Genomic DNA, 13,807 nt, shown 5'->3' with positions numbered 1-13,807 from the left:
TTAGAAATCCTTATAAAAAACGAGTTCTACTCGAGTATTGTTGTAATGATCTTTCGTATTTACTGGCACATCTTTAAAGTAATTGCCATATAGTCGTTCAACACGTAGTTTTATTGGTTGATAATTAAAAGGCTGCCATGAAATACCTGGGCCATATTCAAATAAATTATTGTAATATTCATCTTTACTGTCAGCTAAGCCATGCAATTTCATATAAGCTTGTACAGTGCCTGTTTCACCCTTATAGACATTCAAACCCGTACGTAAGCGTAAATCGCCAATAACATTATAATCTTCTCTAGAATAAGTCGCAGCATTGCCATATAAATCAGTGAAGTACTCATTAAAACAAAGTGACTGATCACAATTATTTTGAGAATACCATTCTTGATAACCTGTCACCCCACCGACAACACTTTCACGAAATTTATCTCTATTTCGATCAATCAGATCGTAACTTCCACCTACTTCTAAATACATGCGCACAGGTATAGAAGTCCAAGGTTGATAATTAGCACCTACACCTAGAGTTACTGCATTTTCATCAATAATTTCAGGTCGTACACCACCTTGAGATTGAGTATCGCGGTTTAGATTTAAAAAGCCATACACCTGCGCTCGACCATTATCGAGGTTCTTACCATAGCGAGCTTTAAGTGGGAAAATTACATCGTCGTAACGTGATTCATATGAAGGCGCAAAATACACATCACGGAAATAAGTTTTGACCTCTCCTCCACTCAGATTTTTTATAGCCTGTGTCGCTTTACTCGCAATATCAGCATCTTTAGATTGGGTAAGTTCCTTAAAAACCACCAAAGCCTCTTTGTTATTTTTTTGAGAATTCAGTAGATAAGCTTCTTGGAGTTTTAAATTATCATCTGCTGGATCTAATGCCTCTGCTTTTCTTAGACTTTGCAAAGCTGCATCTTGTTTCCCTAGTCGAATTTGTAAATAAGTTAAGCTTTTCCAAACTTTAATATCTTGTGGCGTCATCTCTCCAAGTTCTAATAATAACTTCTCGGCATTTTCAGGTTGAGTCTTTTCAATTTTATAAAATTGATCCCATTTATCATAAATTGGATTACCTGGTTTATATTCTTGATTAACAATCTCTTGTGCAAAACTAGTCTCAATACTTAAGAGGCCTAAAGCTGGACAGATCGAACCAACAACGATAAAGGAACGAGTTATAGATTTTATTGTTTTGCTATTCATTGGGACCTCTAGAGTACAATAGGTAGAATGCTTGCGTAGCAATCAAATTAAAATTTAATCAATAAGTATTATAATTAAACCCATAAATGACACTGTTTATATAAGTAGATGAGTTCTTTAAATTGTTCATTTTATCTCCTTTAATATTATGTTTTAAAAAGTTCTTATCTGTTTGTTTTTCCTATAATGACACATTTTTTAATCGTATTATTGTAAATAATCTTATAGGATAAGATAAAAATTTATAACTACAAATAGGGGAAAACATGTCCTTTTCTCAACATCCAGAACATCATTTTATTCACCGCTCAGGGTGGTTAAGGGCGGCCGTTTTAGGGGCAAATGATGGAATTATTTCTGTTACTAGTCTAATTATGGGAATGGCTGCAAGTGGGGCTTCTGCTCATACACTTCTTATTGCATGTATTGCTGGTTTAATTTCCGGTGCAACCTCTATGGCTGCAGGAGAATATATTTCAGTAAAATCACAAGAAGATATTGAAAAAGCCGACTTAAAATTTGAAGAACAAGAACTTAAAAAGCATCCGCAGCGTGAACTGGACGAACTCACTCAAATTTATATATCCAGAGGCTTAGCACCTGATTTAGCGCTACAAGTTGCTACTGAACTTACAAATCATGATGCTTTAGGGGCTCACGCGCGTGATGAAATAGGTATTCATGAAAATACCGCAGCAAATCCTATTCAAGCCGCATTAGCTTCAGCTGGCTCATTTTCATTTGGGGCATTGTTTCCTATGCTGGCTATTTTACTCAGTTCAGATATATGGATCGAAAAAACAGTCTTAATATTTGGCATTATTTCATTAGCTTTTTTAGGAGCGCTATCAAGTCATTTCGCAGGTACTTCCAAGCTTAAAGGGAGTCTACGCATTACCTTGTGGGGAATTTTAGCGATGGGCTTTTCAAGCTGGATCGGCTCTTTATTTCATGTTACTCCACTTTAAAAAATCAGAACTTATCAATGTTTAAGAACTAAATATTTAAAAACTAAATGCCCAATATTATTTGCTCTTGGTTCTGCTTTCACGTTATGGTGAACAGAAAGAAATGAGGTGAATAAAATGGACCTATTACAACAACTTGAAATTAAACATCCAATTTTTCTTGCCCCTATGGCAGGTGTATCTACACCTGAACTTGCAGCAGAAGTTTCTAATCAGGGTGGTCTTGGGTCCTTAGGTCTAGGTGCAAATACGGCACAAAGTGCACGTGAACAGATTTTAAAAACCCAAACACTTACAGAAAAATCATTTCAGGTTAATTTTTTCTGTCATCAACCCGAGCAACTTAATCTTCAAACTTCTGCTCAATGGATTGAATATTTACGCCCACAATTTGAAAAGTTCGGAGAACAGCCTCCTCAAAAGTTAAACTGTATTTATCCAAGTTTTCTTGATAACGATGATTTTCTAAATGTCGTATTAGAAACCAAACCTAAAGCGGTAAGTTTTCATTTTGGAATTCCCCATCCCCATCAAATTCAGGCATTAAAAGATGCCGGAATTATCACGATGGTGTCTGCTACCAACTTAGTTGAAGCACAAGCCATTGAAACGGCTGGTATAGATATTATTATTGCTCAAGGGATTGAAGCAGGCGGACATCGTGGAATCTTTAATAAAGCCTTTGATGCAGCAATTAAAACGAGCGATTTAGTACACCTTATTGTCAAGCATTGCAAACCACCTGTGGTAGCTGCAGGCGGTATTATGAATGGAGCACAGGCACGGCATATGTTGAGCTTAGGAGCTGCTGCGGTTCAACTCGGAACAGCATTTGTTCAATGCCATACATCAAATGCATCTGCCGAGTATCGTAAAGCTTTATTTAATGAACCTGTAACACAAATCAGCGCCAGTCTTTCTGGGCGTCCAGCCCGTGGCCTGCTCAACCATTGGCACACACAAATTGATTTACCTAATCGCCCTCCTCAACCCGAATATCCATATGCATACGATCTAGCCAAGCAATTAAATGCCATTGGAAGCAAGAATAAAGACTATGGCTTCGGTGCTTTTTGGGCGGGTAGTAATGTCTCTCAAATACGAGAGCTAGATGCTGCTGATCTGGTTAACCAGTTAGTTGTAGAAATGCTAGAAGATGAGTAAATCTTAAAAAGCCAGTAATCATATACTGGCTTTTTATTTAATGGGTTTCTAGTAAGTTAACCTGCTCAACCTGAACATCACTCATCAAATTGCCTTCAGCTAATAACTGATTAAAATAATTTTCGACTACTATTGCCTGTTCAGCAGTGCTTTCAACTTTATACATATTTTGGCGGAATTCATTACTCGAACGTAATCCTTTGGTGTACCAAGCAATGTGTTTACGGGCAATACGGCAGCCAGAGTATTCACCATAAAATTGATAAAGTTCTGATAAATGTCCTAGTAACACCTGCTTCACCTCTTCAATATTAAGTGCAGCTAAGTGTTCACCAGTTTTTAAATAATGAGCAATTTCACGAAAAATCCATGGTCGACCTTGAGCAGCTCGACCAATCATAATTGCATCTGCCCCAGTATAGTCGAGTACATATTTTGCTTTTTCAGGACTATCAATATCACCGTTCGCAATAAGTGGAATATTGATTAATTCTTTAACATGTTTGATCAAATCATAACGCGCTGTATTTAAATACATGTCTTCGCGAGTACGGCCATGTAAAGCTAGCGCGGCAATCCCCGCTTCTTCTGCCCTTTTTGCGACTCTTAAAATATTTTCCTGACCATTTAAAAAGCCCAAACGGGTTTTCAAAGTCACGGGAACATCAACAGCAGCGACCACTGCATCAAGTATTCGGGCCACTAAGTCTTCATCTTGCAATAACGCTGAACCTGCGAGTTTATTACATACTTTCTTGGCAGGACATCCCATATTGATATCAACAATTTGCGCGCCATTTGCTACTTGATAACGTGCAGCCTCTGCCAATTGCTCAGGATCAGAACCTGCAATTTGAGCAGAGATTGGAGCGAGTTCACCATCAAAGTTCGCACGGTAGAGGCTCTTTTTGCTCATCCGCAAAGTTTTATCAGCAGTCATCATTTCACTGACTGCATGGCCTGCGCCAAAATACTTGCAGAGTGTTCTAAATGGACGGTCAGTAACTCCCGCCATAGGAGCAACAATTAAATTATTTGACAGTTGATAGGGACCAATATACATATATATTCATACAATTGATGATCAACATAGTATACTTCATCCGCTTAATCGGCTCATCTTTTTATGCAGGTGCTTTCCTCGCCATGAACAAACCGTTGTCTTCCCGTTTTTTATTAAAATCATTCGGCATGGCTGCCGTATGCATGAGTTTAGCTGCTTGTGGTGATAAAGCTTGGTGGTCAAACAATGATGAGCCTGAACTAGAAAGCCAACAGATTAAACGTCTAATTCCATCGCGTGTGCATGACCGTGAGTCATGGGCTAAAGATATTGATGACATTATGAAAGACTTGGATATTCCTAAAACCAAGAAAAATGTCTGTAGTATTGTGGCTGTAGTGGATCAGGAATCTAACTTTGTTGCCAACCCTCAAGTGCCTGGGTTAGGACAAAAGGCAGTTGAAGAAGTTAGTACACGTTTAAATGAAAAATTTGAAGATAAGCTTGGCAAAACCGTTGGTGGAACAATTGCTGGTTACTTTGAAGAAGTTCTAAGAACTCAGCCCTCTCCTGATAACAACTATATGAGTCAAATGCGTAAAGTTAAAACCGAGAAAGAACTCGACTTACTTTACCGAGAAATTTTCGACTTCATGGCTAAACACTATCATGTGAGTGCCTTAACTGGTGCAGCCAAATTGGTTGGTCAAGATATTGGCGAGAAAATGAACCCTATTACGACTTTGGGCTCAATGCAAGTTCATATTAATTATGCGAAAGCCAATAAGCGTTCGAGTATGAGTACTGCTGCGCTCCGCGATGACCTATATACTGAATACGGTGGTTTATATTACGGCATACATCGTTTAATGGTTTATCCGGCAGACTACGATAAAGCCATTTATCGTTTTGCGGATTATAACTCTGGTATGTACTCTAGCCGTAATGCAGCTTTTCAAAAAATGCTAAAAGAACTTACCGATAAAGATATAAGTCTTGATGGCGATCTACTTCTTTATACAAAAGATGGTGATCCACGCGCAGCTCAAAGCGAGTCAGAAAAAGAACTGATCACGGTATTTGCAAAAAATAATGTATTGGTTACCCCACGACAAATCCGTGATGATCTTAAATTAGAAAAAGAGAAAAAGTTTGAAAGTACTCAAACTTATATTGCGCTGACTAAACTTTATAAATCAAAAACTGGCAAAGAACCACTCTATGCAATTATGCCTCAAGTGGTAATTTCTGGGCCTAAATTAAGTCGTGATTATAATACCAATTGGTATGCAACCCGCGTAAACGGACGATATGAAACATGTATGCAACGAGCGAAACGAATAAGACTATAAAAAGTCTCGCCCTGTTCGATTTTGATGGAACCTTGTGTAGTAAAGATAGTTTTACAGGGTTCATCTTTTATGCTTTATCTAAGCGTCACATTGTTAAGCAAGGCTTGAAAATTCTGCCATGGATTCAAGCCTACTATCTTAACTTTTATCCTGCCCATGCTATGCGTGCTAAGTTATTCCGTAGCATGTTTAAAAATACGCCTGCAATTGAATTACAAAAATTAGGTGAAGAATACGCACAAGAGTTAGTCTCTGCGCTTTCGCCTGAAATTTTTACTCAGTTACAACATCATCAATTGCGTGGTGATCAAGTCGTATTAGTTTCAGCTTCAATTGATGTCTATCTTGCTCCACTTTGCAAGTTACTAGATATCGAGTTGATTTGTACCGAAACTCAAATTAAAAACGGCAGGATGACGGGTTACTATTCTACTCCAGACTGTAGTAGTGAACAAAAGAAGTTAAGGATACATCAGCAATATACGCTACAGCATTACCACCAGATTTATGCTTATGGTAATAGCTCGGAAGACTTAGACATGCTTAGTCTTGCCACACATCCATATATGGTAGGTGAAGATCGTGTTTTACCTCGTTTAACGCCAGAAAAAAAGCTCGCATAAAGCGAGCTTTTTTATTTGAGCAAAACTTAATAAATTGCCATATGATCACGATGAATCATTTCAAGTGAACGAGCTTCACCAAGTACTTGATAAACCTTATCTGAGGCTAAGCCTTTAATAATTTCGGCTGATCGTGAGCTAAAGTTCACTCGACCTACCGCAATACGTTTACCTTGTTTATCGACACATTCAACCACATCACCACGATCAAAATGTCCTTCAACATTTTTAACTCCAACAGGGAGCAAACTGCGATGTTTCAATTTAATCGCTTCAACAGCACCATCATCAATCACAAGACGACCTGCTGTTTGTAAATGAGCAGCAAGCCACTGTTGATGAGCAGTCATGCGGTCTTTATCTGTAGTAAATAAAGTACCTAGCATCTCACCAGCCATCGCACGTGACAGGACATTATCACTTTCACCACTCGCGATGAGGGTTGGGCAGCCCGATTTAGCAGCTAAACGTGCAGCACGAACTTTAGTGACCATGCCACCTCGCCCGAGCACACCACCACCGCCGGCCATATCGAATAAATCATCATCCATGGCACGAACAGTAGAGAGTAATTTAGCATCAGGGTTATGACGCGGATCTGAGTCAAACATACCTTGCTGATCGGTTAAAATGATCAGCAATTCTGCATGAACCTGACCTGCCACCATAGCAGCTAAAGTATCGTTATCACCAAAACGGATCTCATCGGTAGACACCGTGTCATTTTCATTAATGACAGGAATCACACGCCAATCAATCAAGTTTTGCAAAGCATCACACGAGTTCAGATAACGACGGCGATCTGCCAAATCATCATGAGTCAATAAAACCTGAGCAGTACGAATACCGTGGTTTTCAAGCACACTAGACCAAGTATGAATTAAGCCCATCTGCCCAATTGCAGCACAGGCTTGTAGACTGGGTAGATCGGTGGGTCGACTCGCAAGCTTCATACGAACCATACCTTCTGCTACAGCTCCTGATGACACTAAAATAATCTCGTGTCCGGCATTGTGTAGATCTGCAATCTGTTTCGCCCAATGCGAAATAGCATCTAGATCTAAACCTTGCCCATTAGCTGTAAGTAAAGATGATCCGATTTTAACAACGATTCGTTTACACTCACTGAGCTGACGTTGCCCATCGACCACTTCTATCATGTTTCCCTCGGTTTTCTAGTCACGAACGTAGATGACTTCTACATCATTGTCGTCTTCATCATCGTCAAAATCGTCATCATCGTCCATCATGCTTTCGAGACGTTGTGCTCGACGCATTGCACGATATGCTTCTTTTGCCGCAATGGTTTGTTCACGTGTTTCAACTTCTAGTTGTTCACGGAAAGCTCTTACTTCTGCTGCGTATTCAGGATCTTCAACTTCGCGTTCACGTTGCTGTTCAATCTGATCCATCAAGTAATACACAACTTCTTTTGTACCTTCGCTTAATAAGCCCGATGTCTTAAAGACAGGTCCAGTCCACTCTAGTTCATCTAGAATGTGCTGACACCACTCTTCACGGCTTTCTTCAGCAATCTGATCAAGTTTGTTGAGTACTAAAACAACTGGTAATTTAGCCAAAGTTGGTGAGAACTTAGCCAACTCATTCATAATCGCTTTTGCATTATGTGCTGGATCTGAACCATCAATTGGTTGTACATCAATAATGTGTAAAAGAATACGCGTACGTGCCAAATGTTTAAGGAAACGAATTCCTAAACCTGCACCTTCTGCTGCACCCTCGATTAACCCAGGAATATCGGCCATTACAAATGAACGATGGCGGTCAGCATCGACTACACCCAAGTTTGGAACCATGGTTGTAAATGGATAATCTGCCACTTTTGGTTTTGCAGCACTTACAGCACGAATAAAAGTAGATTTACCGGCATTTGGCATACCAAGCAAACCAACATCTGCCAATACTTTTAATTCAAGACGAATTTCGCGGAACTCACCTTTTGTACCAGTCGTACATTTACGCGGTGCTCGGTTAGTTGATGATTTAAAGTGAGTGTTACCTAAACCACCTTCACCACCACCAGCAACCAGAATTCTTTGGCCGTCTTCAACCAAATCGCCAATAATATCGCCTGAATCTGTATCAACAATTGTTGTACCAACGGGTACTTTTAAAACCACATCTTCACCACCACGTCCAGTACAGTTAGCACCTGCACCGTTTTTTCCACGCTCAGCACGGAATTTACGTGTGTAACGGTAATCGACTAGCGTACTTGTATCATCATCAGCTTGAATATAGATACTTCCACCACGTCCGCCATCACCACCATCTGGGCCACCAAATGGTACAAATTTTTCACGGCGAAAACTGGCTACGCCATTGCCACCGTCGCCAGCCTCTACGGTAATGACTGCTTCATCAACAAAGCGCATCTGCCAATCCTCTAAAAACTCTAAAACCGCCTATTCTGCCATATTTTCATAAAATTCTCGAATAGAAAATGGAACAATTCCATTTATAACGATCTGTTTTATCTTTAATCCAGCAGATGCTTTTAGTTTTGCAAATAAGATCCTTATAAAAAATAAAATTTAGCCAATTTATTTAATTATCAAGGATGAACATTGCGCAGAGGTAAGGTCATTTGCATATCAAGATTTGCTTTTGTTTTTGGCACAGAATTATACATGATGGCATTAAATGAAGAGACATTCCCCATTTCCATAGGATCATTTATGTTTAGGCTTGGTTTAAACTGATGTTTCACCGATAAATTTACAGGTTCATCGAATTCAAAATAAACCGGACCATCAAAAACAATTTTAACGGGAACGGTATAACTACGTTTTAAATTAAAAGGCACATCTAATTTAATAGGGATATCTAATTTAAGGGGAAATTTTGGTAAAAACTTACTTTGATAAACCAAGTCTGTGGTGGTTTCTAAAGGCATAACCTGATCAATTTTTAGAGTCGTTGAATAATCGACACTTACCGTAATAGGTGTTTCTACAGCAAAATTTAAATCTGCCAAATATTTCCCTTTTAAGGGTAAAGTTAATTGGCGATCTATATCTAAAGTTGTATCAAGTTTACCAATAGACTGAACCTGCAAAGTATTACCAACTTGAATTTTTGTTTCTAAAGAGTCAGGTAAACTAATATCGGCATTATGAGCCGAAACGACTAAATTTGCTTGAATATTGAGATATACCCAAAACATAATAGCGGCAAGTATCATCATTAAAAAGAAACTGATTAACATACTCTTGAGTGAACGGAACATTAGCATCCACCCTATTGATCAGTTGTCTTTTGTGATGTTTCTGAACCTAATACTCGATTTAATCGCATAGTGGACAGAGGAATCTTTAACTCACCATTTGCAATCTTAACAGGCAAAGTATTTTTCACATCAACTGAAGCATTTAATGCAGTTTTAACAGGTACATTTAAATTCCCTTCGATTGGGATATTCGTGTCTAATCTTGCTTTTAAAGGAATATGTAGATTTTCTTTTAATACCGTGCGTACTGGGGCATCAAATTTTAAATGAACCTTTTGCTCAAGTGGGACATTAATATCAATTGGCACATCAAGTTTTAGTGGAATTGTCCCTTTCAATGGCAAGGTAATATCACGTCCTAAAACTCGCACCTGAACCTTGGTATCAATTGGTAGATTTTGCTCAACTTTTAATGTTTCTTTGACCGGAATGGTTGTGCTAATCGGCACCATATTATCGAAGTAAACACGCGGAGTTAATGTTTGTGTTAAAGGAATATTCAGTTTCTCATCAATTGGAATACTGGCATTTACGCGCCCCTTTACATCCACATTTAAAGCATCTTGTACTTTAACCTTAACCTGTAGAGGCTCTTGCAAATCAATAGCAACTGCCTGATTTTTCAGTGGAATATAAATATTAAAGTGCTTAAATACCCATATTGCAATGAGTACACCACATAAATTGGCAATAATGATGAATATAAAAACGACCAACAAACGTTTAAACTGCGACAATTCCAATCCCTTACTATTTTCTTTTTTTCCTTAATTTGTATTCTCATTTATTTACAAAAAATAGTCAGCATATATTTTGTACGGTTGTAAAAAAACCCAGTCTAAACTGGGTCTTTTTGTGAAAATATTTTATAGATCGTTAAATGATCTTAAGCATTCAATTCTGCTGGAATTTTTTTGTAGCTTACGCCGCACATTTGTTCAGCGATACGTAATACCTGACAGCTATAACCAACTTCGTTATCGTACCAAACGTAAGCAGTTAAACGGTTACCAGAAGTAATCGTTGCTTGAGCATCGTATACACCTGCTGTACGAGAACCAATAAAGTCACTTGATACGACTTCAGTCGAGTTGGTATAACCAATTTGACCTTGAAGGCTAGAGTTAATCGAGATTTGACGAATGTATTCATTCACTTCTTCGCGATCAACTTCTTTATCAAGTGTTAAATTCAAGATTGCAAGAGATACGTTTGGTGTAGGAACACGTACAGAGTTACCAGTTAATTTACCTTTCAATGCAGGTAATGCTTTAGCAACTGCTTTAGCTGCACCAGTCTCTGTAATTACCATGTTCAAAGTAGCAGCACGGCCACGACGATCTGCTTTATGGTAGTTATCGATTAAGTTCTGGTCATTTGTAAATGAGTGAACAGTTTCAACATGACCGTTAAGAACTTTATATTTGTCATCCAATACTTTAAGAATTGGAGTAATTGCATTTGTTGTACAACTTGCAGCAGAGATGATTTTGTCTTCATCTAAGATATCTGTGTTGTTTACGCCAAATACAACGTTTTTCATTTCGCCTTTACTTGGTGCAGTCAATACAACACGTGCAACGCCTGGGCATTTCAAGTGTTGGCTTAGACCTTCAGCATCACGCCATTTACCAGTGTTGTCGATTAAAAGTGCGTTTTCAATACCGTATTCAGTATAGTCAACTTCACTTGGGCTAGACGCATAAATCACTTTAATGAAGTTACCGTTAGCAATGATTGCTTCGTTTTCTTCATCAACAGAAATTGTACCAGCGAAAGTACCGTGAATAGAGTCACGGCGAAGTAAAGAAGCACGTTTTGCCAAGTCACCGTCAGAAGACTTACGTACAACAATTGCTTTAAGGCTTAAACCACGACCTAAACCTGATTGGCTAATGATTAAACGAGCCAAGATACGACCAATACGACCAAAACCGTAAAGAACTACATCTTTAGGTTGTTCAGAAGTTGCGCTACCTTTGATTGACTCAACTGATTGAGCAACAAAAGCATCAACATCACCGCCTTTTTCTTTATATTCAACAGCAAGTTTACCGATATCAACTTCTGCAGAACCAATATTTTCAACTTTTGCTAAAGCTTCTAAAATTGGGAAAGTATTTACAACAGAAAGCTCAACGTCTACAACACGTGTACGACGGTGAGTTTTCAAAATTTGGATAACAGAACGGTTAATTAAAGAGCGACCGTAAACAGATACGACAATATTTTTTTCACGGTATAATTGACCGATTAATGCAATCATACGTTCCGCGATTTCTTCACGGTTTTTCCAACGGCCTTGGTGTTCAGCGTGCAGGGCGATGATAGTGTCTTTGCTCACAGATACGTCCTCTAATTAATTATATCTAGGCGTGATTTTTAAAACCCCGTAATTGTAATGGAATTATTGGCAAGAATGAATCAAAAGCTGACGTTAGTGACTAGATTTTCCTAAAATTCATCATAAATTCATAAAATACCTATAATTATTTTTTATTATCTTATTGTTTAAAGCAGCTAAATTTTTGCTTTTTCTTACTTTTTAGGTTCTGACAGCCTAATTGAACTCATCATTTTTTAATCTTTTTTGATATTTCGTGATATTAAGTTGCAGATTTTGGGCTTTTTGCCGTTGTTGATAAAGATGAATTGCCCCTTCTAAAACGAGTACAAAAACAGCACACCAAATCGGAATATAAGTGAACCATTCTTCCTGGCCAATGCTCTCCCCTAAAACTAAAGAAGCTAAAGCAAGTAATACAGGTTCCAAATACCCCAAGAGTCCAAACACAACTAAAGGTAGAAAGCGACTTGCCAGAATATAACTTCCCAGACCAATAGCACTTAAAATTCCAAGCCCAATAATGATCAAAGAAAGACTTGGTTGGTCTATAAATTTACTGTATGGTAGCAAACCTGTATGAGTTAAATAAATCGCAACGGGCATAATAATGACCAAATCCCACCAAAAGCCCCCTAAATTATCTGTTTTAATTTTTTTACGTAATAAAAAGTAGGCAGAATATCCAACTGCTACCAATGCAGTTTCCCACGCAATACTTCCTAAACGCCATATCTCATGGCTAACACCAATGACTGCAAGAATAATTGCTACCCATTGAAATTTTGATATTTTTTCGCCATACAACACACTTCCAGCTAAGACAAGAACCAGCGGTAATAAGAAATATCCCAAAGAGACTTGTAACCCACGCCCATGCATCGGCCCCCACAAAAAAAGCCAAAGTTGTACTGAGGTTAAAATAGAGGTTGTGATTAATAATAATAGTAAAGAAGGCTTAGCCAAAATACGTTGATAGATATTTTTGATATAAGCTAAATCACCACTCCACCACATAAATAAAGTAAGGAACGGTAGTGTTGCAATAATGCGCCATCCAAAAGTTTGCTCACTATCGAGCTGGCTTAATAATTGAGTATAAAAATAAAGTACACCAAAAGTGAATGATGCCATGACAGACAAGATCACGCCCTTAAACATCATTAACCTCTTAGACTTTAATAAAAACAACTCACTACAATACTTGATTTATCCACTATAAAAAAGAAAAAACCATGTAAAAACATGGTTTTTTCTTAATCAGACATATACCACTATTCTTTATGTTCTGTACGAATAACATCTCGAATATCAAAACCCAATGTTTTTGCATAATTTAAATATTCATCCACCACTTCTTGCTCTGGATGAGGGTTTCTTGATAGCACCCAAAGGTATTTACGTGAAGGCTCCCCGACTAAAACAGTCTGATAGTCTTCATCTAGCTTTAAAATCCAGTAATCCCCACGGATTACCGGAATCCATCTTACAGCTTCCGGTAAAAAACTTACCTTCAATTTGGTGTTATATGGCGGGTTAACCACAAAGGCCTCCCCGATAGATTGCTGTAATTGTTTTCTATTATCGTAGCAGCGATTATCTACTACTACATTTCCATTTTCGTTTAAGGTGTAGGTTGCAGATACATTATAAGCACACTTTTTTTGGAAAAATGCAGGTTTACGCGCGACTTCATACCAAACACCTAAATATCGGTCCAGTTCAACTTTATAGACAGTTTGCAAAGGTTTCGGCTGGGCATAGACATAGGTTCCAACAGCCAAACCAGCCAAAACGACACCGCCCAACGCAATTTTAGCCAAACGCCAGCTGGCTTGCGGAACATTATTTCGAAATGCCATTGTTGCCCTCAACGATTAGTTGT

Annotated in this window: 13 protein-coding genes; 4 read left to right on the top strand and 9 right to left on the bottom strand. The window is 38.3% G+C overall.

Annotated elements, in window-relative coordinates; translation table 11 throughout:
- On the bottom strand, positions 1–1,218 hold the full coding sequence (locus WBW42_RS09015; protein WP_032055232.1) for a tetratricopeptide repeat protein: 1,218 nt from the start codon (positions 1,216–1,218) through the stop codon (positions 1–3).
- A gap of 266 nt (positions 1,219–1,484) precedes the next feature.
- Here WBW42_RS09015 and WBW42_RS09010 point away from each other — a divergent pair, with 266 nt between their 5' ends.
- Together WBW42_RS09010 and WBW42_RS09005 are read left to right on the top strand one after the other, a co-directional pair.
- Positions 1,485–2,186, top strand: coding sequence for a VIT1/CCC1 transporter family protein (locus WBW42_RS09010; protein WP_032055229.1), 702 nt, complete (start codon positions 1,485–1,487; stop codon positions 2,184–2,186).
- A 117-nt stretch (positions 2,187–2,303) separates the two neighbouring features.
- Entirely contained in the window at positions 2,304–3,350 is a 1,047-nt protein-coding gene (locus WBW42_RS09005) for an NAD(P)H-dependent flavin oxidoreductase (RefSeq protein ID WP_032055228.1), read from the top strand.
- 37 nt (positions 3,351–3,387) lie between these two features.
- Here the strand turns inward: WBW42_RS09005 and dusB are convergent, their stop codons facing one another.
- Positions 3,388–4,413: a tRNA dihydrouridine synthase DusB gene (gene dusB / locus WBW42_RS09000; RefSeq protein WP_032055227.1), complete on the bottom strand. Its 1,026-nt coding sequence runs from the start codon at positions 4,411–4,413 to the stop codon at positions 3,388–3,390.
- Positions 4,414–4,496: 83 nt separating this feature from the next.
- On the opposite strand from dusB, the gene WBW42_RS08995 reads away from it, so the two are divergent.
- Both WBW42_RS08995 and WBW42_RS08990 read left to right on the top strand, forming a co-directional pair.
- A complete protein-coding gene (locus tag WBW42_RS08995) occupies positions 4,497–5,705 on the top strand; it encodes a DUF1615 domain-containing protein (protein WP_045126687.1) in 1,209 nt (402 codons plus the stop codon).
- Positions 5,672–6,328, top strand: coding sequence for an HAD-IB family hydrolase (locus tag WBW42_RS08990; protein WP_017386255.1), 657 nt, complete (start codon positions 5,672–5,674; stop codon positions 6,326–6,328). Before WBW42_RS08995 ends, WBW42_RS08990 begins: the two co-directional genes overlap by 34 nt.
- Before the next feature lie 26 nt (positions 6,329–6,354).
- Here WBW42_RS08990 and proB read toward each other — a convergent pair whose 3' ends face one another.
- From proB to WBW42_RS08955, 7 genes are all read right to left on the bottom strand, one after another.
- Positions 6,355–7,488, bottom strand: coding sequence for a glutamate 5-kinase (gene proB, locus WBW42_RS08985; RefSeq protein ID WP_002118789.1), 1,134 nt, complete (start codon positions 7,486–7,488; stop codon positions 6,355–6,357).
- 15 nt (positions 7,489–7,503) lie between these two features.
- Positions 7,504–8,724, bottom strand: a complete 1,221-nt coding sequence (gene cgtA / locus WBW42_RS08980; protein ID WP_002118576.1) for an Obg family GTPase CgtA — start codon at positions 8,722–8,724, stop codon at positions 7,504–7,506.
- A 179-nt stretch (positions 8,725–8,903) separates the two neighbouring features.
- Positions 8,904–9,578, bottom strand: a complete 675-nt coding sequence (locus tag WBW42_RS08975; RefSeq protein WP_005067862.1) for a hypothetical protein — start codon at positions 9,576–9,578, stop codon at positions 8,904–8,906.
- A gap of 11 nt (positions 9,579–9,589) precedes the next feature.
- Entirely contained in the window at positions 9,590–10,315 is a 726-nt protein-coding gene (locus WBW42_RS08970; RefSeq protein ID WP_005067859.1) for a hypothetical protein, read from the bottom strand.
- Positions 10,316–10,464: 149 nt separating this feature from the next.
- A complete protein-coding gene (locus WBW42_RS08965) occupies positions 10,465–11,922 on the bottom strand; it encodes a glyceraldehyde-3-phosphate dehydrogenase (RefSeq protein WP_005067858.1) in 1,458 nt (485 codons plus the stop codon).
- A gap of 216 nt (positions 11,923–12,138) precedes the next feature.
- A complete protein-coding gene (gene rarD / locus WBW42_RS08960) occupies positions 12,139–13,086 on the bottom strand; it encodes an EamA family transporter RarD (protein ID WP_014207355.1) in 948 nt (315 codons plus the stop codon).
- 110 nt (positions 13,087–13,196) lie between these two features.
- The gene (locus WBW42_RS08955; protein WP_032055225.1) at positions 13,197–13,784 is read right to left on the bottom strand and encodes a lipocalin family protein; all 588 of its coding nucleotides are present in this window, start codon (positions 13,782–13,784) and stop codon (positions 13,197–13,199) included.
- Between the last annotated feature and the right edge of the window lie 23 nt (positions 13,785–13,807).

It is taken from the genome of Acinetobacter sp. LT1, assembly GCF_059800965.1.
The sequence above is the reverse complement of the archived record's forward strand: the minus strand, read 5'-3'. Positions and strand labels throughout refer to the sequence as shown.